This is a genomic window from Amycolatopsis sp. QT-25 (assembly GCF_029369745.1).
In the GTDB taxonomy this organism is placed as follows: domain Bacteria; phylum Actinomycetota; class Actinomycetes; order Mycobacteriales; family Pseudonocardiaceae; genus Amycolatopsis.
In genome coordinates this window covers 2,052,522-2,076,333 of sequence record NZ_CP120210.1, presented here as the reverse complement: position 1 = coordinate 2,076,333, position 23,812 = coordinate 2,052,522, and the positions used below count along the sequence as shown (strand labels likewise).

Annotated in this window: 23 protein-coding genes and 1 pseudogene; 9 read left to right on the top strand and 15 right to left on the bottom strand. The window is 69.0% G+C overall.

Going from position 1 to position 23,812, the window contains the following annotated elements; translation table 11 throughout:
• Position 1 precedes the first annotated feature (1 nt).
• From P3102_RS09615 to P3102_RS09600, 4 genes are read right to left on the bottom strand one after another with little or no spacing between them, the layout of a single operon-like run.
• Positions 2–1,405 (bottom strand): LCP family protein, encoded by a 1,404-nt coding sequence (locus P3102_RS09615; protein WP_276371076.1) that lies wholly within the window; start codon positions 1,403–1,405, stop codon positions 2–4.
• Positions 1,406–1,453: 48 nt separating this feature from the next.
• Positions 1,454–2,197, bottom strand: a complete 744-nt coding sequence (locus tag P3102_RS09610) for an SDR family NAD(P)-dependent oxidoreductase (protein ID WP_276368290.1) — start codon at positions 2,195–2,197, stop codon at positions 1,454–1,456.
• A gap of 13 nt (positions 2,198–2,210) precedes the next feature.
• Complete coding sequence (locus P3102_RS09605) at positions 2,211–2,339, bottom strand: hypothetical protein (protein WP_276368289.1); 129 nt, start codon at positions 2,337–2,339, stop codon at positions 2,211–2,213.
• On the bottom strand, positions 2,336–3,697 hold the full coding sequence (locus P3102_RS09600) for an OFA family MFS transporter (protein WP_276368287.1): 1,362 nt from the start codon (positions 3,695–3,697) through the stop codon (positions 2,336–2,338). Before P3102_RS09600 ends, P3102_RS09605 begins: the two co-directional genes overlap by 4 nt.
• A gap of 101 nt (positions 3,698–3,798) precedes the next feature.
• Between P3102_RS09600 and fdhD the strand changes: the two genes are divergently transcribed.
• A complete protein-coding gene (fdhD, locus tag P3102_RS09595; protein WP_276368285.1) occupies positions 3,799–4,638 on the top strand; it encodes a formate dehydrogenase accessory sulfurtransferase FdhD in 840 nt (279 codons plus the stop codon).
• 195 nt (positions 4,639–4,833) lie between these two features.
• Here fdhD and P3102_RS09590 read toward each other — a convergent pair whose 3' ends face one another.
• Positions 4,834–6,273, bottom strand: a complete 1,440-nt coding sequence (locus tag P3102_RS09590; RefSeq protein ID WP_276368284.1) for a carotenoid oxygenase family protein — start codon at positions 6,271–6,273, stop codon at positions 4,834–4,836.
• A 72-nt stretch (positions 6,274–6,345) separates the two neighbouring features.
• On the opposite strand from P3102_RS09590, the gene P3102_RS09585 reads away from it, so the two are divergent.
• The gene (locus P3102_RS09585) at positions 6,346–7,044 is read left to right on the top strand and encodes a TetR/AcrR family transcriptional regulator (protein ID WP_276368282.1); all 699 of its coding nucleotides are present in this window, start codon (positions 6,346–6,348) and stop codon (positions 7,042–7,044) included.
• A 125-nt stretch (positions 7,045–7,169) separates the two neighbouring features.
• Entirely contained in the window at positions 7,170–8,111 is a 942-nt protein-coding gene (locus P3102_RS09580; RefSeq protein WP_276371074.1) for an alpha/beta hydrolase-fold protein, read from the top strand.
• A 7-nt stretch (positions 8,112–8,118) separates the two neighbouring features.
• On the opposite strand, the gene P3102_RS09575 is transcribed toward P3102_RS09580, so the two are convergent.
• The 6 genes from P3102_RS09575 to tig all read right to left on the bottom strand — a co-directional run bounded on the left by P3102_RS09575 (position 8,119) and on the right by tig (position 13,973).
• Positions 8,119–9,039 carry a sensor histidine kinase gene (locus tag P3102_RS09575; protein WP_276368280.1) on the bottom strand — a complete coding sequence of 307 codons (921 nt, stop codon included), beginning with the start codon at positions 9,037–9,039 and terminating at the stop codon, positions 8,119–8,121.
• Positions 9,040–9,115: 76 nt separating this feature from the next.
• Positions 9,116–9,499, bottom strand: coding sequence for a hypothetical protein (locus P3102_RS09570; RefSeq protein WP_276368279.1), 384 nt, complete (start codon positions 9,497–9,499; stop codon positions 9,116–9,118).
• A gap of 103 nt (positions 9,500–9,602) precedes the next feature.
• Positions 9,603–10,898, bottom strand: coding sequence for an ATP-dependent Clp protease ATP-binding subunit ClpX (gene clpX, locus P3102_RS09565; protein WP_125793092.1), 1,296 nt, complete (start codon positions 10,896–10,898; stop codon positions 9,603–9,605).
• Between the two features lie 217 nt (positions 10,899–11,115).
• Positions 11,116–11,787 (bottom strand): ATP-dependent Clp protease proteolytic subunit, encoded by a 672-nt coding sequence (locus tag P3102_RS09560; protein ID WP_276368275.1) that lies wholly within the window; start codon positions 11,785–11,787, stop codon positions 11,116–11,118.
• 28 nt (positions 11,788–11,815) lie between these two features.
• A complete protein-coding gene (locus P3102_RS09555; protein WP_276368273.1) occupies positions 11,816–12,418 on the bottom strand; it encodes an ATP-dependent Clp protease proteolytic subunit in 603 nt (200 codons plus the stop codon).
• A gap of 184 nt (positions 12,419–12,602) precedes the next feature.
• On the bottom strand, positions 12,603–13,973 hold the full coding sequence (gene tig / locus P3102_RS09550; RefSeq protein ID WP_276368271.1) for a trigger factor: 1,371 nt from the start codon (positions 13,971–13,973) through the stop codon (positions 12,603–12,605).
• 574 nt (positions 13,974–14,547) lie between these two features.
• Here tig and P3102_RS09545 point away from each other — a divergent pair.
• The 4 genes and pseudogenes from P3102_RS09545 to P3102_RS09530 all read left to right on the top strand — a co-directional run bounded on the left by P3102_RS09545 (position 14,548) and on the right by P3102_RS09530 (position 18,774).
• On the top strand, positions 14,548–16,560 hold the full coding sequence (locus tag P3102_RS09545; RefSeq protein WP_276371073.1) for a fatty acid desaturase: 2,013 nt from the start codon (positions 14,548–14,550) through the stop codon (positions 16,558–16,560).
• 250 nt (positions 16,561–16,810) lie between these two features.
• Positions 16,811–17,035 (top strand): annotated as a pseudogene (locus P3102_RS09540) (glycosyl transferase); the annotation flags it as partial.
• Between the two features lie 43 nt (positions 17,036–17,078).
• A complete protein-coding gene (locus tag P3102_RS09535; protein ID WP_276368269.1) occupies positions 17,079–17,900 on the top strand; it encodes a hypothetical protein in 822 nt (273 codons plus the stop codon).
• Positions 17,901–18,075: 175 nt separating this feature from the next.
• On the top strand, positions 18,076–18,774 hold the full coding sequence (locus P3102_RS09530) for a serine/threonine protein phosphatase (protein ID WP_276368268.1): 699 nt from the start codon (positions 18,076–18,078) through the stop codon (positions 18,772–18,774).
• A gap of 9 nt (positions 18,775–18,783) precedes the next feature.
• Here P3102_RS09530 and P3102_RS09525 read toward each other — a convergent pair whose 3' ends face one another.
• The 4 genes from P3102_RS09525 to P3102_RS09510 form a co-directional block, all read right to left on the bottom strand.
• Positions 18,784–18,957, bottom strand: a complete 174-nt coding sequence (locus tag P3102_RS09525; protein WP_276368266.1) for a hypothetical protein — start codon at positions 18,955–18,957, stop codon at positions 18,784–18,786.
• Positions 18,958–18,968: 11 nt separating this feature from the next.
• A complete protein-coding gene (locus P3102_RS09520; RefSeq protein ID WP_276368265.1) occupies positions 18,969–19,373 on the bottom strand; it encodes a hypothetical protein in 405 nt (134 codons plus the stop codon).
• A gap of 39 nt (positions 19,374–19,412) precedes the next feature.
• Positions 19,413–20,870, bottom strand: coding sequence for an amidohydrolase family protein (locus tag P3102_RS09515; RefSeq protein WP_276368263.1), 1,458 nt, complete (start codon positions 20,868–20,870; stop codon positions 19,413–19,415).
• A 93-nt stretch (positions 20,871–20,963) separates the two neighbouring features.
• A complete protein-coding gene (locus tag P3102_RS09510) occupies positions 20,964–21,416 on the bottom strand; it encodes a MarR family transcriptional regulator (protein WP_276368261.1) in 453 nt (150 codons plus the stop codon).
• A gap of 142 nt (positions 21,417–21,558) precedes the next feature.
• Between P3102_RS09510 and P3102_RS09505 the strand changes: the two genes are divergently transcribed.
• Both P3102_RS09505 and P3102_RS09500 read left to right on the top strand, forming a co-directional pair.
• The gene (locus tag P3102_RS09505; RefSeq protein ID WP_276368260.1) at positions 21,559–22,740 is read left to right on the top strand and encodes an MFS transporter; all 1,182 of its coding nucleotides are present in this window, start codon (positions 21,559–21,561) and stop codon (positions 22,738–22,740) included.
• 28 nt (positions 22,741–22,768) lie between these two features.
• Positions 22,769–23,602, top strand: coding sequence for an aldo/keto reductase (locus tag P3102_RS09500; RefSeq protein WP_276368258.1), 834 nt, complete (start codon positions 22,769–22,771; stop codon positions 23,600–23,602).
• Positions 23,603–23,812: the final 210 nt, after the last annotated feature.

Here is a 23,812-nt window from a genome sequence, read left to right as displayed (position 1 = left end):
CTCAGTTGATGCACCCGGTGTCGTCGGAGGTGATGGGCTGGTCGGTCCGCACCCCGGCCGCCCCGCCACCCGAGGACACGCCCGGTCCTTTGTAGACCTGTCCGAGGACGACCTGCACCTGGCCCGCCGCGACGGAAGCGGACTTCTCGATTTCCAGGCCGCCGAGCAGCTTCGCGATCTCCGTGGCGGGCCCGGACGCGTCGCTGTACCGGACGACGGAGGTCCGCCGTCCGGCCTCGGCCGTCGTCTCGCCCTTGCCGAATCCCTTTCCCGCCAGGAGATCGGATACGCGAGCGGCGAGACCGTCCTTGCCGCTCGCGTTGACGACGTCGACCTCGGGGCCGGCGGGTGCCTGCGGTGTCGCGGGCTGGGCGCCGATCAGCGAGGCGGCGAAGGCGCGGACCTGCGCGGGATCGACCCGCACCGCGGTCGCGGCCGGCTGCCTGGGGTTGTAGCGGTAGTCGGGATCGACCACCGGGATCGTGTCGAAGGCGATGCCGCCGCCGGTGACGCCCCGCATCTGCCGGACGAAGTCGAGCAGATCCCACGAGCCGTCGAGCACGACCGAACGTTTCACCGCTTCGATCAGTTCGGAGAGGCGGCCCGGGTTGGCGAGCGTCCCGGCGGAGAGCACCTGCTTCGCCAGCCCGGCGAGGAAGACCTGCTGACGGCGGACGCGATCGAGGTCGCTGCGGGGCAGATCCTCACGCTGGCGGACGAAGGCGAGCGCGTCGGCGCCCTGGATCGTCTGCTTGCCCGCCTTGAAGTTCGCACCGGACTTGACGTCCTTGGTGTCCCGCTTCAAGCACACTTCGACCCCGCCGACGGCCTTGCTGATGTCGTAGAAACTCTGCAGGTTGACCTCGGCGAAGTGATCGATCTTGACGCCGGTGAGGTCTTCGACCGCTTTCAAGGTCGCCTTCCGCGCGGCCGTGATCGCCACCTTCTCGATCTCCGCCTTGTCGGTCTTGCCCGCCGCACGCTGCTCGCTCGCCGAAGCGAACTTGGCGTGCCCGAAGATCCCGTTGATCTTGGTCTTGTCCTTCGTCCCCGGCTCCGAGACCCAGGAGTCGCGCGGGATGGAGAAGGCCTTCACGGCCTGCTGTCCGTTGGGGATGCGGAGCACGATGAGGGTGTCGGTCAGGTCGTCGCCGTTCGCGCCCACCCGCAGCTCGCGCAGCATCTCCGGGGACAGCGGGTTCCCGTGCTCGTCGGTCCGCGAATCGCGCCCGACCAGCAGGATGTCCAGCGACCCGTCAGCGGGCTGCTCCCCCGGATCCGGCGCCTCGATCACGTCTTCGCGGGTCACGCCGTCCAGCGACTGCATGGTCGAGTATCCGTACGCGGTCCCGCCGAACACCGTCACCGCGAGCGCGGCGACCAGGACCTTCCCCAGCTTGTGCACGCTCGTTGGACGCGCGGGAGCCGCCCGGTGCTGCATGGGTGATCCACTTCACAGCCGAAGATGCGACGCGCCGTTCAGATCGAGGATCGCGCCGGACGCCCAGGTGGCGTCGGCAGAGGCGAGGTAGAGCACTGCCGCCGCGACCTCCTCCGGCGTGCCGACCCGGCCGAACGGGCTCTCGCCACTCGCCCCGTCGATCTTCGCCGCGACCCGGTCGGTGGCGGTGAAGCCGGGTGCGACCGAGGTCACCGCGATCCCGTGCGGGGCGAGGGCGACGGCCAGCGACTGCCCGAGCGAGTGCAGCGCGGCCTTGCTCGCGCCATAGGCCGGGAAGTCGGGCTCGCCCTTGAAGGCTCCCCGCGAACCGATGTTGACCACCCGGCCCACCGCATCGCGTCCGATCATGTGCCGGGTCACGCAAAAGGTCACGTTCGCGGTGCCGAGCACGTTGACCTCGACCATCCGCCGCCAGATCCGCTGCCAGTCCGCGTAGGACACTTCGGCGACGGGATGGGCCGCCGCGGCGGACGGCGCGTAGGCGGCGTTGTTCACCAGGACGTCGACACCGCCGACCAGTGCCTCGGCTTCGTCGGCGACCCGTTGGGCCACTTCGGGCGCCGAGAGGTCGCCTTGGACCAGCCCGTGGCCGGAACCCGGCAGGCCGTCGAGCGTCTGCTCGGCGTCCTCCCGGTTCGTGGCGTAATGGACGGCGACCCGGTCGCCCTTTTCCGCGAACGCCCGCGCGATCGCCCGGCCGATGCCGCGCGAGGCCCCGGTGACCAGAATTCCCACGGGCCGACCCTACTCAGCCGCCGAAGAGCTGGACCAGCTTGCGGAACAGTTCGTAGACGCCGTAGGCGAACGGGAGCGCGACCCACAGCCAGGCGAAGACCATCAGCCCGGTGCGGCGGCGTTCGGGAACCTGTTCGGTCATCGGGCCGCACTCCTCGCGGGCTCACCGGACGAGGCCGGCTCGTGGAACTTCGGGTTGACCGGGCGCACCAGTTCGTTGGCGACGAACCCGGCCACCAGCAGGCCGATCATGATGAACAGCGACGTCGTGTAGAGGTCGGGGCCGACCTTGCCCGCCACCTTCCGGCTGTCGGCGATCGCGTTGACGATGAGCGGCCCGAGTACGCCCGCCATCGACCACGCGGTCAGCAGCCTGCCGTGGATGGCGCCCACTTGATAGGTGCCGAAGAGGTCCTTCAGATACGCCGGCACGGTCGCGAAGCCGCCGCCGTAGAACGACAGGATCAGCATGGCGCACAGGACGAACACGAGCTTCGAAGCGTTGGTGGTCAGCGCGATCACCAGGTACAGCAGCGCGCCGGCACCGAGGTAGAGGCGGTAGATGTTCTTGCGCCCCACCAGGTCCGAAGTGGACGACCAGACGAACCGGCCGAGCATGTTGGTCAGCGAGAGCAGCGCGACGAACCCGGCCGCGGCGGCGGTGCCGACCGGTGTCGAGGTCTCGCGGAAGAAGTCCGCGATCATCGGCGCCGCCTTTTCCAGGATGCCGATCCCCGCGGTCACGTTGAAGCACAAGACCACCCAGAGCAGCCAGAACTGCGGTGTCTTGATGGCGTTGCGCGCCGACACGTTCGCGGTGGTGATCATCGCGTTGCCGTGGTCGGTCTTCGGCGTCCAGCCCTTCGGCTTCCAGTCGTCGGCGGGGACTCGCACCAGCAGGATGCCCAGGCTCATGAAGACCGCGTAGACCAGGCCGTGCACGAGGAAGGCCGTCGCGACCGTCCCGGTCGACCACGGTGACCCGCCCAGCATCTGCGTCGACCAGGGGGAGGCGATCAGCGCGCCGCCGCCGAAGCCCATGATCGCGATCCCGGTGGCCATCCCCGGCCGGTCGGGAAACCATTTGATCAGCGTGGACACCGGCGAGATGTAGCCGATCCCGAGCCCGATGCCGCCGATCCCACCCCAGCCGAGGACGACGAGCCAGTACTGCGAGGTCGCGACTCCCAGCGCCGAGATCAAGAAGCCCGAGCTGAAACAGACCATCGAAACGAACATCGCCCAGCGCGGCCCGTTGCGCTCGACCAGCGTCCCGCCGAAGGCCGCCGAGAGCCCGAGCATCACGATCCCGAGCTGGAACGGGAGCGCGCTCTGCGTACCGGTGAGACCGAGGGTCTTCTCCAGCGGCGCTTTGAAGACACTCCACGCGTACGCCTGCCCGATCGACAAGTGGACGGCCAGCGCGGCGGGAGGGATCAGCCAGCGGCTCCACCCCGGTGCTGCGACGATGCGGGAACGGTCCAGGAAGCCGACAGCCATCCGGCGCCTCCGTACTCTGAGGGTGTGCACTGGGAATGTATTACTTGATTCCCGACGTTGCAGTACTCGGGTGTCGAACAAGCGGTCGGAAAGGTGGACAAGTGGGCAGGGTGACGGTGCGGCGTCCGGTGCGGATGATTTCCGCGACCAAGGACGTCCGACGGCCCGACTCGCTCGCGGCCGAGGAACCGCTGGAGATCCGCGTCGGCGGCAAGGCACTCGCGGTCACCATGCGGACACCCGGTAACGACGTCGAACTGGCGCACGGGTTCCTGCTGTCCGAGGGGGTGCTCGCCGCCCGCGAGGACGTCGCGGTCGCCCGGTATTGCGACGGCGTCGACGACCAGGGGCGCAACACCTACAACGTCCTGGACATCGCGCTGGCCGAAGGGGTCGCGCCCCCGGGGACCGGCGTCGAGCGGAACTTCTACACCACGTCCTCGTGCGGCGTCTGCGGCAAGGCCGCCCTCGACGCGGTGAAGCTCAAGAGCCGGTTTTCGCCGGAGAAGTCCGGATTCACGGTGAGCAAGGACGTGCTGGCGAAGCTCCCGGACACGCTCCGCGCGCACCAGAAGGTCTTCTCCAGCACCGGTGGCCTGCACGCGGCCGCCTTGTTCGACGGCGAGGGGAACCTCGCCGTCGTCCGCGAGGACGTCGGCAGGCACAACGCCGTCGACAAGGTCCTCGGCTGGGCATTGCGGGAAGGCCGGATCCCCGCGGCGGACACCGGCCTGCTGGTGTCCGGGCGTGCCTCGTTCGAACTGGTGCAGAAGGCCGCCATGGCCGGGATCGGCCTGCTGGCGGCCGTTTCCGCGCCGTCGTCGCTGGCCGCGGAACTGGCCGACGAGAACGGCATGACCCTCATCGGTTTCCTGCGCGGCGACAGCATGAACCTCTACACCGGCGAGCAGCGGGTGCTCGGGCTCGGTCGTGAGCGGTGAAGACGGTCATCGAGAGGTAAGGCAGCGTGTCCGGCCGCCAAAGCCTGTGTGGGTCCCTGCCGGATTGCGGCTCGGCTCCTCTTCACCACTCACACGATCGGGCATACTGCCGCCAGCGGGTGTCCCTCGTGGACACTCAAGGGCGGTTCGCCGCCGATACCGGCCGGAAACCCCGCGATAACCGGGGAAGCGCACTCAGGCGCCGACCCAGTTGCCGTGGAAACCGTTGGGCACCCGGTCCGGCAGGTGGATCGCACCGACGGTCTCCAGCGTTTCCGCGTCCAGGATGGTGAGGTCGCTCTTCCGGGTCGCGGGATCGTAGACGAACCCCATCAGCACGCCTTCGTCCTCGCCCGCGTCCACTGAGGACGGAACGAACACGAACTCCCCCACCTGCGCGCCGTCGCCGAATTGCCTGCTCCGGACCGACCGGTTCCCCAGGTCGTGCTTCAGCAAGGCACCCGAGGACGCCGACCCGTCCTCCGTGGACACCGAATAGCCGAAGCGGTGCGGTCGCCCGACCAGCCGTTCGTCGACGCGCGGGAATTCCTGACCCCGGTCGTCGAGGCGTTCTTCGACGACCTTGCCGACGGACAGGTCGATGGTCCAGCGGTCCAGGGTCGGCGGCCCTTCGGCGGGCCCGCGGAGTTCGGAGTCGAACATCTTCGGGTGGCGGACGACGTCCAGCACGATGTCGTCGCCGTCGTCGTAGGCGTTCATCGGGTGGAACACGTAGCACGGCTCGATCTCGAACCAGCGGACGTCGCCGTTGCCGCCCTCGCGCGGCATGACCCCGATCCGCGCCGGGTACTTCGGGTTCCAGCGATACGGCAGGCCGGCGTTGCCCGAGATCCGCTGACGCAGCCGCGCGCCGAGGGGATCCGGCACCTTCACCTTGCCCACGAGCGCGGAAAGCACCAGCCGGGCCGGGGTGCGCAGGAACGCCGGGACGGACGCGGCGACGGCCTGTCCGGTGTCGAAGGTGACCGGGAGGTCGTAGAAGACGACGTGTTTCTCGGTCAAGGAGAAGTCGTGCATCATCGGCGAACCGGTTACCTCGACGTCCACCTTGCGCCGCGCCCGGCCGTGGACGTCGATCACCGAATACTGCACTTTGTTGCCCTGACCGAAGAAGTACGACACGGCGTGCAGTTCTCCGGTCTGCGGATCGCGCTTCGGATGGGCGGTGTACCCGCCGGGAAGAGTGCCGTCGAAGTCGCAGGCGCCGACGGTGTCGAGTTCGTCGGTCAGCTCGAAGCCGGTGGCCCCGCCCTCGATCAACGCGAGGGTCTTGCCGGCGTGGCCGATCACGTTCGTGTTGGCCCCCAGGGAGGCGACACCGGAGACCGGTCCGCCTTCCCAGCGCTCGCCGAGCTGCCGCGACAGCCGGGGATTGCGCACCCAGCGGTTGCGGTACCACTCGGCACGGCCGTCACGCAGCCGGACGCCGTGCACCATGCCGTCGCCCATGAACCAGTGATAGGTCGCCGGGTCCACTTCGGACAGCGGGTTCGGCCCGTTCCGCAGGTAGCGCCCGTTCAGGTGGTCCGGGATGTGCCCGGTGACGCTCAATTCGGTGATCGTGTGCTCTCGGCTGACCGGGGCGAAGTTGCCCTGGAGGAACTTGTTGCCCATCGAGACCCCCTAGCGGTGGATATAACGCGGTTATGGATACGTTTATAACAGGGTTATGGGATACTGGCAAGCATGGCACCGAAACCCTCCGCCGCCGAGGTCAAGGCGAAACTGGTCGAAGCGGCGATCCGGCTGCTCTCGGACGGCGGCCCGGAGGCACTCCAGGCCCGCAAACTGGCGGCCGAGATCGGCGCGTCGACCATGGCCGTGTACACCCACTTCGGCGGGATGGGCGCGCTGGTGGACGAGGTCGCGCGCGAGGGATTCCGGCGGCTGTCGGCGAAGCTGGGCGAGATCGAGGAAACCGCCGACCCGGCGGCCGACATCCTCACCCTGGCGCTGGCGTACCGGCGGACCGTGGTGGAGAACCCGCAGCTCTACGCGGTGACTTTCGGCCAGAGTCAGCCCAACGGGCAGAAGGCGGCGCTGGTCGACATGACCAGCGAGGAGACCCGCGAGAGCCTCAGCGACGAAGGCATCGAGGCCTTCGGTTACCTCGTTCGCGCCGCGAAACGCGTGATCGACGCCGGCCGGTTCCGGCCCGCCCCGGAGTTCGACGTCGCCGCCCAGCTCTGGAGTGCCGTGCACGGCTACATCACGCTGGAGGTCGCCGGTCACTTCGGCGACGGCGAGAATGGTGTGGACCACATCCTGATTCCCCTGGCCACCGCCCTCGGCGTGGGTCTCGGCGACACTTACGAAGCCGCGACGCGGTCCGCGCGGATCTCGATCGAGGCATGGCGCGCGAAAGCGGGAAACATCGGCACCTGATCCGGCGATACCCCGGTCACAGGTCGGTGACAAGTGCAACTTTCCGGCGGAAACGCGCGTCTGACCTGGTGACGGCCCACGGCCGGCAGGAGATCGACGGGGACTGGGGACGGGAACGGGGACGGGTGAACGAGGACGAGCAGGGGCACACGGCGCTGCCGGGGGTCGACGGCGCCCGTCGCTGGCTGAGCCGCCGGTCCGTGCTGATCGCCGGCGCCTCCGGGCTCGGCGTCGCCGGGCTCGCCGCCGGAACGGCCACCGGAGCCCTGCCGTTCAGTGAGGCGCTGCAGCGGGCACTCGGCGTCGCGTCGCCGACCCCGGCCACCCAGCTGGGCAGCCCCCGCGTCGAGCGGGTCTATTCCGAAGCCCGGGGGCGCGAAGTCGATCTCGTGCTGATGCTGCCGACCAAGGCACCGCCCAAGGGCCTGCCGATGTCACTGATGCTCCACGGCCTCCACGGCACCGCGCGGCACGCGGCCCCCACCGGGCTGCTCAAGCAGCTCGGCAGCGAGGTCGCCCGGAAGGCGGTGCCCCCGTTCGGATTCGTCGCGGTCGACGGCGGTGACCACTACTGGCACGAGAACCAGCCCGGCGACAACCCGATGGCGATGCTGCTCGAAGAGGTCCCCCGCTGGCTGGCCGCGCGCGGCCTCGGCGGCCGGGACGGGCTGCCCTTCGCCGCCACCGGGCTTTCCATGGGCGGTTTCGGCGCGCTGCTCTACACGCGGCGCCGTCTCGAACGCCGTCGCCCGCCCGCCGCGGTCGCGGCACTCGCGCCCGCGCTGATGACGTCGTGGGCCGAGATGAGCAAACGGCGCGCGTTCCGCGACGCCACCGACTGGGGCTCGCTGGACCCGTTGCGCCACATCGACATCATCAAAAAGGTGCCGACCGGGATCTGGTGCGGCACCGAAGACCCGTTCATCGGCGGGGTGCGGAAGTTCATCTCCGAAGCGCGGCCCCTGGTCGCGCACACCGCTCGCGGCAAACACGGCGACACGTTCAACCGCACCGTCGTGCCGAGCCTGGTCGCGTTCCTCGGCAAGCACGTCCCGAAGAACGCTTGAGCGGCTCTCAGACGCGGAAGAAGATCCTGGTCACGGTCGAGCCCGGTCTCAAGTACTGCCGGACCAGATCGGCGACCTGATTCACCAGCACCAGGCCGCGTCCGCCGATCTGTCCCGGGGTGGCGGGCCGCCTGCCCGCCAGCGGATCGCTCAGCGTGCCTTCGTCGACGACCTCGCAGAGCACGTACTCCTCGTCCCGCCAGACGCGGACGACGCCCTGGCCCGAACCGTGCAGCACGCTGTTGGCGGACAATTCCGCCACGGCGAGGACGAGATCTTCCACCCGGTCGGGGCCGAGCCCGCTCTCCTCGGCCCGCCCCTGCGCGAAGTGCCGCACCGCGGCGAGCCTGAGGAGATCGAACCGGAACGCCTCGGCCACGAGCGGTTCGGGCAGCGGCAGGTTGTACTGCTCGACGACCGCGTCGGGGGCGTAGTTCTCGCTGGGGCGATCGCCGTCGGCGTCGGCGAGGATCGGATGGGTCCGCTCGGCGTCGGCGAGGACGCCGTCTTCGAGCCCGATCCGGTCGTAGGGGCACAGAACGCTGAGGTCGCGGTCGCCGAAAGCGAAGTTGATCAGCGCTTCGTGCTGGGCGCACGCCGGGTACTCGAGGGGCGACCGGCCCGCCCAGATCGGCTCGCCGATGATCCGGACCGGACCCGGCCGGTTGTCGGCGAACGCGAGCAGCACGCCGGGAAGGATGCGGCCCGGGTTGCGGCCCGCTTCGGTCATGTCGATGAGCTCGACCTCGGCGGCGGCATCGCCCAGCGCGTCTTCGATCAGCGTCAGGTTCCGGCCGGGAACGGCGACCGCGACCGGCTCGTCGAGCTTCAGGCCCTCGAGGATGTACGGAATCGTTCCGTCCAGGTACTCGGCGTCACCGGAGTAGAGCAGGCCCACATGGATGAAGGGTCCTGCGATGGTTGTCACGGACACGTCTTACCCTGTCGGGCCGGGAGCGAAACCCCGCTAACGAAGGAAAATCCGAATTCGGGCATCCCGCCGGTCAGCCGAGCCAGCGTCCCGCCATCGAGATCAACCAGAATCCGGCGAGCGTCGCACCGGTGAACAGTCCGGTCCAGGCGACGAGTGAGGAGTTCGCCTCCGCGCTTCGCGCCGTCTTGAGCCGGACGAGCGCGTACGCCGAGACGGCGAAGAACGGCAGTGGGAGCAGCGGCAGCGGCGACAACCGGACGACCCCGGCCACCAGGCAGGTCGCCACGAGCACACCCAGCGCGATCGTCAGCGCGCGCGGCAGCCACGGATGCCCGCGATATGCCCCGACCACGAGGCGTTCGGTGAGTTCGACGAGTCCCCTGACCTCGCGTGGACCCGCGGCTGCCAGCTCGGGAGCCTCGTTCTCGTCCTTCGTGGTAGTCAGCGGCACCATCGCATCCTATCTCGCTCCGGTCACCGGCCGGACCTGGCCGGAGAAACCGATGCCCCGGCCGGAAGGCTCCGGCCGGGGCATCGTCGACGCTGTCGTGCGTTTTTCAGGCGGACTTCTCACCGCGTTCGCTGCCACGACGGCGTGACGGCTGACGGGCCACGATCGTCGGGTTCACGTTCTCGCGGACGGTCTGCTCGGTGATGACGACCTTCGCGACGTCGTCGCGGCTGGGAATGTCGTACATGACCGGCTGCAGGACCTCTTCCATGATCGCGCGAAGGCCACGGGCGCCGGTGCCGCGGAGCACGGCCTGGTCGGCGATGGCCTCGAGCGCGGTCTTGGTGAACTCCAGCTCGACGTTGTCCATCTCGAAGAGCTTCTTGTACTGCTTCACCAGCGCGTTGCGCGGCGTGGTCAGAATGCTGACCAGCGACTCCTTGTCCAGGTGGGTCACCGTCGCCACGACCGGGAGGCGGCCGATGAACTCCGGGATCAACCCGAACTTGATCAGGTCCTCCGGCATGGTGTCGGAGAAGATGTCGCTCTCGTCGATCTCGGCCTTGGTACGGATCTCCGCACCGAAACCGAGGCCGCGTTTGCCGACCCGCTCGTTGATGATCTTCTCCAGCCCGGCGAACGCGCCGGCCACGATGAACAGCACGTTCGTCGTGTCGATCTGGATGAACTCCTGGTGCGGGTGCTTGCGGCCGCCCTGCGGCGGCACCGAAGCGGTGGTGCCCTCGAGGATCTTCAGCAGCGCCTGCTGAACGCCCTCGCCCGACACGTCGCGCGTGATCGACGGGTTCTCCGACTTCCGGGCGATCTTGTCGACCTCGTCGATGTAGATGATGCCCGTCTCGGCGCGCTTGACGTCGTAATCCGCCGCCTGGATCAGCTTGAGCAGGATGTTCTCGACGTCCTCGCCCACGTAGCCTGCTTCGGTGAGCGCCGTGGCGTCCGCGATCGCGAACGGGACGTTCAGCATCTTCGCCAGCGTCTGGGCCAGGTAGGTCTTGCCGCACCCCGTCGGCCCGAGCATCAGGATGTTGGACTTCGCCAGCTCGACGGTCTCGTCCTTGGAATCCTTCGGCCCGGCCTTGTCGTCGGACTGCACACGCTTGTAGTGGTTGTACACCGCCACGGCCAGCGAACGCTTCGCGTCGTCCTGGCCGATGATGTACTGCTCGAGGAACTCGTGGATCTCGGCGGGTTTGGGCAGCTCGTCGAGCTTGACCTCACCGGCCTCGGCCAGTTCCTCTTCGATGATCTCGTTGCAGAGATCGATGCACTCATCGCAGATGTAGACCCCGGGGCCGGCAATGAGCTTCTTCACCTGCTTTTGGCTCTTGCCGCAGAAAGAACATTTCAGCAGGTCGCCGCCGTCACCGATCCGTGCCATGGCCGTTGACCTCGTCCCCTCCGGCGCGATACGCGCCTGACTGTCTTACCGCCCCGGTCACGGATGACCGCTCGGAGCCTCACACACTGCCACTGACGGTACCCGCCCGATGCCGTCGGCGGGAGAACCCACGTCACATCCGAGCACGCCAGAAGCTGACCTTAGACCAGGGGTCCGGTGCGTGTCGTCTCCCGACACGCACCGGACCCCGGCACGATCAGCTGCTCGAAGCCTTGCGGTACTCGAGTACCTCGTCGACGATCCCGTACGCCTTGGCCTCGTCGGCCGTCAGGATCTTGTCGCGCTCGATGTCCTTCTTGATCTCGTCGGCTTCCTTGTTCGTGTGCTTCGCCAGGATGACCTCCATCTGGCGCCGCACCCGCTGGATCTCGTTGGCCTGGATCTCCAGGTCCGAAACCTGGCCGTAGGTGCCCTCGGTGGCGGGCTGGTGGATCAGCACCCGCGAGTTCGGCAGCGTGAACCGCTTGCCGGGGGTGCCGGCCGCCAGCAGCACCGCGGCGGCCGAAGCGGCCTGGCCGATGCACATGGTGACGATGTCGGGGCGGACGTACTGCATCGTGTCGTAGATCGCCATCAGCGCGGTGAACGAGCCACCGGGCGAGTTGATCAGGATCATGATGTCGCGGTCCGGGTCCTCGTGCTCGAGGTGCAGCAGCTGGACCATGACGTCGTTCGCCGACGCGTCGTCGATCTGCACGCCGAGCATGATCTGCCGCTCTTCGTACAGCTTGTTGTACGGGTTCGATTCCTTGATGCCGTAGCTGGTGCGCTCGACGTACGAGGGCAGGACGTACCGCGACTGCGGCAGCTGGAGCCGCGACTGCATCCCAGGCGCCTGCGACCCGATCGGAAGCTGGAAGTTGCTCATTGGAAATTCTCCTGTGTGCCGGCGCGGATCAGCTGTTGGGAAGCGGGTTCTCACGCGTGAGGACCTGGTCCACGAAGCCGTAGTCCTTCGCCTCCTGCGCGGTGAACCAGCGGTCGCGGTCACCGTCCTTGACGATCTGCTCGACGGTCTGGCCGGTCTGCTCGGCCGTGATCTTGGCCAGCTCCTGCTTCCACTTGCCGAACACCTCGGCCTGGATGGCGATGTCGGAGGCCGTGCCGCCGACCCCCGCCGAGGGCTGGTGCATGAGGATGCGCGCGTGCTGCAGCGCGTAGCGCTTGCCGGGGGTGCCGGAGGAGAGCAGGAACTGCCCCATCGACGCGGCCAGGCCCATCGCGTACGTCGCGACGTCCGGGCGGATCAGCTGCATGGTGTCGTAGATCGCGAAACCCGCGGTGACCGAGCCACCGGGCGAGTTGATGTAGAAGCGGATGTCCGACTCGGAGTCGTCTGCGTCGAGCAGCAACAACTGGGCGGTGATCCGGTTGGCGACCTCGTCGTTGACCTCGGAGCCGAGGACGACGATGCGCTCCTGGAGCAACCGCTCGAAGACCGAGTCGGTGAGGTTGAGCCCCGCGGTTCCGGTCCGCGCCTCGGGCATGTGCTGCGTCACGTCTGCCTGCCTTTTCGCCGACGGCGGCCAGCCGAGCTTCGGCCGCCGCTGTATGTCCAGATGCTGTGTCCAGGTGCTGAGGATCTTGCAACCGACCCTAACGAACTTGGGCGGTGCAGAATGCCTGACACCGCCCAAGTTCGCTTACAGCTTTACGGTCTGTTTCGACCGGACCGGGTATTCCCTACTCGGCCGCGGTCTTCGCGGTCTCTTCGGTGACCTGCGTCTCCTCGGCTGCGGGGCCGAAGAGCTCTTCGAGGTCGACCGTGGCGCCGGAGGCGTCGGTCACGGTGGTCTTGCGGACCACCGAGGCCAGCGCCTTGCCGCGGCGCACGTCGGCGTAGATCGCGGTCAGCTGACCGGACTGCTGCGCCCGCTGGACGTACTCGTCCGGGCTGACGCCGAAGCGCTGCGCCTGGTAGATGATGCGTTCGGTGAGCTCGCCGTCGTTGACCGACGTCTTCTCGTCGTCGGCGATGCTGTCCAGCAGCAGCTGCGTGCGGACGGCCTTCTCCGCCTCCTCGCGGACCTCGGTGTCGAACTCTTCGAGCGTGCGCCCTTCGGCCTCGAGCGCCTGCGCGAACTGCGCCTCGTCGTGGTCGAAGGGGTGGATCGCGTCGTGCTTGCGGTTCTCGATCTCGGCCTCGAGGACCTTCTCCGGGATCGCGACCTCGGTGCGCTCGAGAAGCTCCTCGAGGACCTTGTCGCGGGCCTGGACGCCCTGCTGCATCTTCTTGACGCGGCCGAGGCGCTCGCGAAGGTCGGCCTTCAGCTCGTCGATCGTGTCGAACTCGCTCGCCAGCTGGGCGAACTCGTCGTCCGCCTCGGGCAGCTCGCGCTGCTTGATGGTCTGCACGGTGACGGTGACGTCGGCGTCCTTGCCCGTGTACTCGCCGGCGACCAGCTTCGTGGTGAAGGTCTTGGTCTCGCCGGCGTTCGCGCCGATGATCGCCTCGTCGATGCCGTCCACGAGCTGGCCGGAGCCGATCTCGTAGGACAGGCCGGTGGTCGAGGCCTCCTCGACCTCCTGACCGTCGACGGTGGCCGCGAGGTCGATCGAGACGAAGTCGCCGTTCTCGGCCGGACGGTCGACGCCGGTCAGCGTGCCGAAGCGGGCGCGCAGCTCGTCGAGCTGCTCGTCGACCTCGGCGTCGGTCAGGTCGACGTCGTCGACGCTGACCGCGAAGCCCTCGAGGTCGGGCAGCGAGATCTCCGGGCGGATGTCGACTTCGGCGGTGAACTCGAGGACCTCGCGGTCCTCCAGCTTGGTCACCTCGAACTCGGGCTGGCCCAGCGTGCGGACCTCGCCCGCGCGCACGGCTTCCATGTACTTGGCCGGAATGACCTCGTTGACGACCTCGTCGAGCACCGGGGCTCGCCCGATCCGGCTTTCCAGCACGCGAGCCGGCGCCTTGCCCGGGCGGAAGCCGGGGATGCGCACCTGCTGGGCGATCTTGCGGTAGGCGCGGTCGAAGTTCGGCTTGAGCTCGTCGAACGGCACCTCGACATTGATCTTGACTCGCGTCGGGCTGAGCTGCTCGACGGTGCTCTTCAACGTATTCTCCTCGAGCGGTAAACGATGTGATGGGGCATCCGCATGCGGTCGACAGCGGACGTGCCCTGGCCAGCTTGCAGACCGGGCCGTCCGAGTCTAGGCCGTGTCCTGTGGGTCTGTTCGACGGGGTTCGTCATCCAGGTGGTTCCGGCGGTGCGGGCGGATCGGCCTCGTACCGGGACGTACTCGGCCGCGTCCGTCCGTGTCGTCAGGGACCGCCCGGACGCGGAGACGGTGAACGGACCCCCTCGTCGGTCCGGACCCGGCACCACCAGCCGCCCACAGTTCTCGCACACCGTCCGGCGAACGGGGCACGGACCACCCGATCGGACGAGTTTTCGGTTCTTCTCTGTCACGAACCGGCTCGTTCCTGGACACGGATGCGCGCCACACCGCACCATCGGGCGCCGTGACGTGGTGTTTCGGCACTCCGATGAAGTTCACAAACCAGGACTGATTGTCTACGGTGTGACAGCTTGTCCCGGTAGCCATCGACCGAGGGGAACGATCGATGACCGTCGCCGTGACCCGGTCCGAGGACACGGGGGAGACATCCGAGAGATCGAGCCGCGGCGTGCCCAACCCGCGGATCCCGCTTCCGGTCGTCTCGGTGCCGACGGTGTTGTTGTTCACCGGCGGCCTCATGGTCTGGAGCGGCGCCACCTGGCTGGTCGTCATCGAGGCCGCGCCGCTGTGGGTGACCGTTCCCCTGCACGCCCTCGTCACCTTCACCATGTTCACCGTGCTGCACGAGTCGACGCACCACGCGGCCGGACAGCTCACCTGGGTCAACGAACTCCTCGGCAGGCTCGCGATGCCGTTCGTGGCGGCCTACGGCTCCTTTCCCCTGGTGCGCTACATCCATCTGGAGCACCACCGCAACACCAACGAGGACGCCCACACCGATCCCGACGCCTGGACCGCGCACGGCCCCTGGTGGCAGTTGCCGCTGCGCTGGCTGACCATCGACTTCTGGTACGCCCGCTTCTCCGTGGCGCGGCAGCGCACGCGGCCGCCGTCGGAACGAGTCGAGACCGCGGCCGTCCTCGCGCTGAGCCTCGCCGCGTTCGCCTGGCTGGCCGTGCGCGGCCACGGCTGGGAACTGCTGGTGGTCTACCTGATCCCGCAGCGCCTTGGGCTGGCCGTGCTGGCCTGGTGGTTCGACTGGCTCCCCCATCACGACCTCGGCGCGCGGCGGCAGAATCGGTTCGGCGCCACCCGCGTCCGGGTCGGGCTCGAATGGCTGATGACGCCGATCATGCTCTGCCAGAACTATCACCTGGTGCACCATCTCCATCCGGCGATCCCGTTCTACCGGTATCTGCGCACGTGGAAGGACAACCGCGACGCCTACCTCGCCAGGGACGTCCCGATCGCGACCCCGTGGGGCCGCGAGCTGACGTCGACGGAGTACCGCGAATGGCGTCAGCTCACCGGTTCGTTCGACGAGGAACCGCCCGCGCCCCCGCCCCGGGGGCCGAGCCGGTTCCACAGGCTGCGGGTCGCCGAGGTCCGGCCGCTGTGCGAGGGCGCCGTCACCGTCACGTTCGACGTGCCGCAGCGATTGCGGCAGACCTTCCGGTTCACCCCGGGCCAGCACCTCGTCCTCCGGGCCGAGGTCGACGGGGAAGAGGTGCGGCGCGCCTACTCGATCTGCTCGACGCCGGATTCCGGGCTCCTGCGGATCGCGATCAAGCATCAGCTCGGCGGCGCGTTCTCGACGTTCGCCACGACGGAGCTCGCGGCGGGCGACGAACTGGACGTCCTGCCCCCCGACGGTGGTTTCACCCTGCCCCCGGCGCAAGGCCGCACCGGCCGGTACGTCGCGCTCGCCGCGGGCAGCGGGATCACGCCGATCCTGTCCATCCTCGCCGCGACGCTGGAGAACGAGCCGAACAGCAAAGCGACCCTGTTGTACGTCAACACCTCCGGCGCCGGCACCATGTTCGCCGACGAACTGGGCGACCTCGCGGCGCGACTGGGGGGACGACTGCACGTCGTGCACTACCGCACCGACGAACGCGATCCGGACCTGCGCACGCACCGGCTCGAAAAGCCGTTCGACATCGTCGGCGAGGCGCTGGCCATCTCGCACGAGCGCTACCAGCGCGGCCGCCTCGACAGCACCCGCCTCCGCGCGCTGCTGCAAGCCCGGCTGCACCCGGCGAAGGTGGACGACTGGTTCCTGTGCGGTCCGCGCGACCTCGTCGACATGGCCCGCCGGACGCTCGCGGACCGGGACGTCCCCGAGGAGCGCGTCCACTTCGAACTGTTCCAAGGCGCGCTCCCCGTCCGCCCCTCACGGCGGCCGGGCCCGACGCTGACGGTGACCGCGGCCGGGAAGACCGTAGAAATCCCCGCGACAGTGGGCGAAACCGTGCTCAGCGCCGCGTTGCGGCACGGCGTCGACGCGCCGTACGCGTGCGTCGGTGGCGCTTGCGGCACCTGCCGGGCGACGGTGGTGCGCGGGAGCGCGCGGATGGACGTGCGCTACGCGCTCGGGGACGAGGAAATCGCGGCCGGGCGGATCCTGACCTGCCGCGCGGTGGCGACTTCGGCCGAACTGGGCGTGGACTACGACCGCTGAGGCCTCTTCGGGCGTGTCGCGAAAGGCCCTTTCACGCCGGCGAGGTAACGAAAGACTCCTTCACCGACCGGTGTGAACGGATCTCCAGTGGGCACGGCGGATTTCGGCGCACAGCGGGTGCACAGCCGGGGCACAAGCCGGCTCAGCGCGATGGCCGAGAGCGACGAGATGACAGCCGCGATCATCGCCGGTGCCGAGACCGGCCGCCGCCCCGCCATCGCCCCGGACGGCTCGCCCGTCCTCGACGTCGTCATCCGGGTCTGCCGTGATCGGCATCGGCGGCTGGAGCGGTGCGGAGCCGGCGCCGGCACTCGCGGAATTCCGGCAGTACGTGGCCAACGGCGACATCACCTACTACGTGGAAGGCGGCCGCGGCGGTCCCGGTGGCGGGTCGGACGAGATCTCCGAACGGGTCGCGGAGAACTTCGCCGCCACCACCGTCGGCGAACAGACGGTGTACCGCCTGCTCTCCTGAAAATACTTCGACAGACGTTGGGGCGCACGGGAACCTGAACGACGTGAATCGGCCGTACCGCTGGGACCTCGTGCGCCCCGACCAGCTCGGGACGCTGCTGGAACGCGCCGGAAAACCATGGCTGTGGTTTCTCGACGAACTGATCGAATGCGCCGCGAAGGTGATCGCCCGTGCGGGAGACGCGGATCTGTACTTCGTCGGGCGTTCCGCGGACAGCGTGTACGACCTGCTGAGCGGAACCCCGTGGCGGGAACGGATCCATCGATTGCCGTTGTCGTTCGCGGGGGCCCGCGACGGCCTGACGGCCGCCGACGTGGCACAGCTCCGCGCCAATCTCGCCGAGGCGGGCCTCAGCCCGCACGACCTCGCGCGCGGGCGGCCGAAGGTGTTCGTCGACCTCGTCCACTCAGGACACACGTTCACCGAGCTGTACCGGCTGCTGCGCGCTTGGATCGACGACGAACGCGAAGCCTGGAGCACCATCCGCGGCAGGCTCCGCTTCCTCGGGATCACCATCCGCGAGAAGACGGCTCCGTCGGCGTTCCGGTGGCAGCAGCACTTCGACTGGCCCGCCGAACTGCCCGCGAACGGTGTCCGGAACATCTCGCTCGACTGGCCGGTCTGGTACTACTTCGGCGACAGGCAGGAGGAACTCACCGCCTCCTTCCCTCGGCCGCGTTGGTCGGACGAGAACGGCCGCGCGCCGGAACATTCGGCGGAGCGGCTGCGGGCGCTGGCCGAAGCGGTCGCGATCGTCGAGGTGGGGCGCTCGAAGGCGGCGCGGGACCTGCTGGTGCGGCACCTGCGGAACGAACCCGCGATGGCGGAGAGCTGGCTGCGGACGCTGATCATGCGACTGCGGTGACCGGCCGCGTGCTCCAAGGCGTGACTCGCGTGCTCCAAGACGTAACTCGCGTGCTTGAAGGCGTAACTCTCCCGAGACGGGACCGACAGCCGGCTATCACCTCACCCTCAGGTCGTCCACAGGAACGAGGCGGACGCTGGAAGCAGGCGGATCACCCAGGGGTGAGGAGAAGACCATGAGGGAGCTTCCACACTGGCACACGGCGAGCGCGCAGGGGCCGCGCGAGCACAACGCGGACGCCGTCGCGGCGTATGCGGCCACGGGCGGCCGGGGAATCGTGTTCGCGCTGGCCGACGGAGTCGGAGATCACCCGAACGCGGCACGGGCGGCGCGGGCGGCGGCTTCGGCGGCGGCCCGGACACCGGTCGAGCAGGGCGCCGTCGCGGCTGTTCTCGCTGCTCAGCGCGCCGTACGGGGGCCCGACGAAACCGGTGACTGCGTCCTCGTCGTGGCCGTCCGGACCGACGAGGGGTATGGCATCGCGTGGGTCGGGGACGCGCGGGCGTACGCTTGGGATGGGTACACCGTGCGGCAGGTGACGAAGGACCATACGCTCGCGCAGTACTTCCGCGACCACGAACAGCCCGTGACACCGCGGATGGACCACGTCGTCACCACCAGCGTCCGCACGGCCGCCGCGCACGAGATCGGCACGGCCACCGTCACGACCGGCGGGCTCGTGCTCACCAGCGATGGTGTGCACAAGACGCTCGGCGGTCCGACCATGCTCGACATCCTCGCGATGCCGGACAGGGCGGCCACCGAGCTGGTGCGGACGGCGATCTCGCTCGGTGGCACCGACAACGCCACCGCGCTCGTGGTGGCTCCGCCCGGCGCGGAGGCCACCACGGAAAAGTTTCGCGTCGCGGCCTGAACCGGGCGGTCAGGCCGCGACGCGATCCCGTTCGGCTGCCGGCGAGTGCCGGTGGATCGCGTAGACCACGGCGTGCGCGAAACCGGGGATGGCCGACGCCGGCACGAGCATCGGACCGAGCCCGCTCACCCACTGGGCGCCCTTCCCGGTGATGCCGTTCCGGGACAGCTTCCTCGAACGCACCCGGGCGGCCGTCACTCGAACCGGCGGTCCCGGCAGACCGGGCACCGCTCGTGCCGCGCGGTCCGGGCGGAGGCGTCCCTGCCGTAGAAGGGAAAGCAGGGCGCTCCGCAGAGGGCGAGATAGATCCGCCCGCAGCGCAGCGGCCGTCCGCCGACGTTGTGGGCCACGCTCAGCGGCTGGTGGTGCTCGCCCGCTCCCGGCAGCCAGCCGTCGTCCGGCAGCTTCGCCAGGACGTCGGCGTTGACGTCGTCCGAGCGGCGGAGCAGCGCCCCGCCGAGATCGGTGAGCCGTTCCCCGAGATCACGGAGGACGTCGGCGCGCGGCACGTCGTCCTCGACCATCCGGGTGACGAAGCTGATGTCGGTGCTCAAGGAACCGTGGAGGTCCCGGAGCCGGTCGAGCAGGCGGTGATCCATGCCCTTCCATTGAGGCGTTGCGCCCTCGCAAGAAAAGACTCAAGCCGCGTAGGTGATCCGGCCGTTCATGACGGTGGCGGTGACGGGGGTGTCGCGCAGCCCGCCCGGGGACAGTCGTGACGGGTCCACCGCGGTGACGACCAGATCCGCGACGTCCCCGACGGTCACGCCGGTCCGGCCGCCGGACGACGCCGCGAGCGCGGCCTCCAGTGGCATGGCCTGTTCGGGATGCCACGGCGGCCGGTCGTCGTCGGTGCGGCTGACCGCCGACGCGATCGCGTCCCACGGGTCCAGCGGCGCGACCGGCGCGTCGGAGCCGAACTCCAGCCGCACCCCGGCGCGATGCAGGGCGCCGTAAGGGAAGGCCCGGTCGGTCCAGTCGTGCCAGTGCCGGTCGGCGACGTCGCGGTCGTCCGGCTGATGGGCGGGCTGCACACTCGCCACGACACCCAGTTCAGCGAAGCGCGCGACGTCCTCGGCGCACAGCAGCTGCGCGTGTTCGATACGGCCTGGGCAGCCGACGACGGCGAAGGCGTCGAGCGCGATCTTGTTGGCGTGATCGCCGATCGCGTGCACCGCTGGGAAAAGGCCGTGCTGGAAAGCCTTGCGCATCAACGGTTGCAGCTCCTCGGGCGGCAGTTCGAGCAGCCCGTGGGACTCCGTTCCGGCGTACTGGCCCACGCAGTAGGCGGTGCGCGTGTTCAAGGAACCGTCGACGAAGAGCTTGTACGGGCCGACCGTGAGCAGCCCGCCGGTGCCTTCGAGGACGTCGCCGGTGCGCTGACCGCGTTCGATGGCGGTGTCGAGCAGGTATCTCGCGATCACGCAGGAGACCCGGACCGGCAGGGGTTTACGCGCCAGCCGTCGCCGCCAGTCGGTGACGGTGTCGGCGTACTCGTAGTCGACGATCCTGGTGACGCCACGGGCGGCCGCCGCGCCGAGCGCGTCGGCGACCCAGCCGTCGATGACGTCTTCGGGGGCGACCGGGAGTTCGGCCGTCGCGCTCATGCAGTCGTTCTCCAGCAGCACGCCGGTCGGATGCTCGCGGCCGACGAGCTTCAGCGCCGCGGGGCTGAGCCACAGCGTGTGGAGGTCGGCGCTGAACAGGGCGACCGGATGCCCGGGCAGTGCCTTCTGCAGCAGGTCCTTGTGCGGGGCGTCGGGCCAGAGACCGTCGCGAAACCCGGCGCCGAGCACCAGATCGCCGGGCGGTACGGGATTCGCCAGCAGATGGGCGAGCACGAGTTCGACCGTGTGCGCGGCCGACGTCGCCTCCCCGAGCGGGATCCGGCGGCGCGCGGCCGACCACTGCGCGGTGTGCACATGCGCGTCGACGAGGCCGGGCAGCAGCGTGCCGCCGTGTCCGTCCAGGATCTCCGACGCCTCACCCGCCTGCCCCGGTCCCGCGATGGCCGCGATCCGGCCCCCCTTGATCAGCACGTCCGACAGGGAACCCGCCAAGCCGACCCGGACCCGGCGCAACAGAAGATCTTCCACGCCCTCACCTTGCCAGCCGGTGCCGCGATTCGGCACCTGCTTGCGGTGGTCGGCAGCGCGAACCACCGCAAGCTGGTGCCGGATGGCGTGACGTCAGGAGCGGGCGAAGGTGAGCTTTCCGAGCGCGGCGACCAAGGGCGCGAGTTCGGGGAGTTCCTCGGCGGCGGCCAGCGCCTCGGTGAGGACGGTGTCGTGCGTCGGCCGGGCGGACGCCAGTAGTTCCTGCCCGGCGGGGGTGACCTCCGTGTAGATCCCCCGCCGGTCGTCCGGGCACAGGTACCGCTGCAGCAGCCCTCGGTCCTCCAGCCGCGACACCAGCCGGGTCGTCGCCGACTGGCTGAGTACGACGGCGTTCGAAAGCTGGTTCATCCGCAGGTGGAAACCGTCCTGGCGGGCGAGCACGTCCAGCACGGTGTACTCGGTGACGGACAGCTCGTGCTGCTGCGCCAGCGCGCGCTCGAGCGCGTCCTCGATCCGCGCGTGCAGTGCGGCCAGGGTCCGCCAGCCCTGCGCGCGTGCCTCCACGGCGTCGTCGGCCAGTGACACGGTTCACCTCTTCCCCGGTTGCCCGAACTTCGTTGCATGCTGCATCATCAGGCGTGTGCAATATACGGCGCATGCAACTATTTCGGTCGCTCGTAGTTGCTCACGCCAGTAACACCACTCTACGGGAAGAAGTGAGGTCCCCATGCCTGCCGCTCTGCTCGCACTGGCGATCAGCGCCTTCGGGATCGGCACCACCGAGTTCGTGATCATGGGCCTGTTACCCGAGGTCGCGAGCGACTTCGGCGTTTCGATCCCCTCCGCGGGGCTGCTGATCTCCGGATACGCGCTCGGTGTCGTGGTCGGCGCCCCGGTACTCACCGCGCTCGCGTCGCGGGTGCCGCGCAAGACGGTCCTGGTCGGCCTGATGGTCCTGTTCATCGCCGGCAACGTCGTTTCCGCGCTCGCCCCCACCTACGGCCTGCTGATGACCGGCCGGGTGGTCGCCGCGCTCTCGCACGGCGCGTTCTTCGGCGTCGGCGCGGTCGTCGCCGCCTCACTGGTCGCGCCGAACAAGCAGGCCGGTGCCATCGCGATGATGTTCACCGGGCTGACCGTCGCCAACGTCCTCGGCGTTCCCGCCGGTACCGCGCTCGGCCAGGCGCTGGGCTGGCGTTCGACGTTCTGGGCGGTCAGCGCGCTCGGGGTGCTCGGCCTGATCGGGATCCTCGCACTGGTTCCCGCCCAGGCGACGGCGAAGAGCGCGGGACTGCGCAGTCAACTGGCCGTGTTCCGGCGTCCGCAGGTGTGGCTCGCGCTGGCGATGACGGCACTCGGCTTCGCCGGGGTGTTCGCGTCCTTCACCTACATCGCCCCGATGATGACCGAGGTCGCCGGCTTCTCCCCCGGCGCAGTGACCTGGCTGCTGGTGCTGTTCGGCGCCGGGCTGTTCGCCGGCAACCTGCTCGGCGGCAGGGCGGCCGACCGGTCGCTGATGCCCAGCCTGTACGTCATCCTCGCCGTGCTCGCGGCCGTGCTGGTCGTGTTCGTCTTCACCGCGCACGCCCAGCTTCCCGCCGCGATCACCATCGCGGTCTTCGGCGCCGCCGGGTTCGCGACCGTCGCGCCGCTGCAAGCCCGCGTGATGAACAAGGCCGAAGGCGCGCCCGCGCTGGCTTCGGCGGCCAACATCGCCGCGTTCAACCTCGGCAACGCCGCGGGCGCGTGGCTCGGCGGCAAGGCCATCGACGCGGGTCTCGGCTACACCGCGCCCAACTGGATCGGCGCCGGTCTCGCCCTCGCCGGACTGCTGGTCGCGGTGATCTCCGGCATGCTCGATGGCGGGCGGCGAAAGGCTCGTCGCGCCGAACCGGCCCCCGCAGCCTGATCCGCACGTACCCACGAAAGGAACACCAGTGACCGACATTCCCACCGTCGAACTCGACAACGGGGTGGCGATGCCGCAGCTCGGGTTCGGCGTCTTCCAGGTGCCCGACGAGGAGACCACCGCCGCCGTCAAGGCCGCGCTGGACGCGGGCTACCGCAGCATCGACACCGCCGCCGTCTACGGCAACGAAACAGGCGTCGGCAAGGCGCTCGCCCAGTCCGGGATCGCCCGCGACGAGCTGTTCGTCACCACCAAGCTGTGGAACAGCGAGCAAGGTTACGACGCCACGCTGAAGGCGTTCGACGCGAGCATGGCCAAATTGGGCCTGGAGAAGCTGGACCTGTACCTCATCCACTGGCCGACGCCGGAGCGCGATCTCTACCTGGACACGTGGAAGGCCTTCGAGAAGCTGTACGCCGACGGCCGGGTGCGCGCGATCGGCGTATCCAACTTCCAGCCCGCGCACCTCGAACGGCTTCTCGACGCCGGTTCCGTGACTCCGGCGGTCAACCAGGTCGAGGTGCACCCGTACCTGCAGCAGGCCGAGATACGCGAATTCGACGCGAAGCACGGCATCGTGACCGAAGCGTGGAGCCCGCTGGCCAAGGGCGGTGACCTGCTCGGCGAGGAGGCGATCAAGGCGCTGGCCGCCAAGCACGGCCGCACCCCCGCGCAGATCGTGCTGCGGTGGCATCTGCAGCTGGGCAACGTCGTGATCCCGAAGTCCGTGACGCCGTCGCGGATCAAGGAGAACCTCGACGTCTTCGGGTTCACGCTGTCGGAGGAGGACATCGCGTCCCTGTCCGTGCTGGACCGGGACGAGCGGACCGGGCCGGACCCCGACACCTTCAACGTCGCTTAGTCCCCCTCGCAATCAGTCACCTACTTGCGGCATCCAAAGCGCGTCGCCCGGCCGGACGAGCGCAAGTAGGTGACTGATTGCGGGTTCGCAGGTCGGGGGTAGCTCTTCGTTCCGGCACGGAGCCGCTGTGTAGCCGGTTACTATTCGGCCGCACAGACGGCACTTGTGCGAAAAGAGGTAACCGGACGATGCAGGCCCGAGGACGCGCCG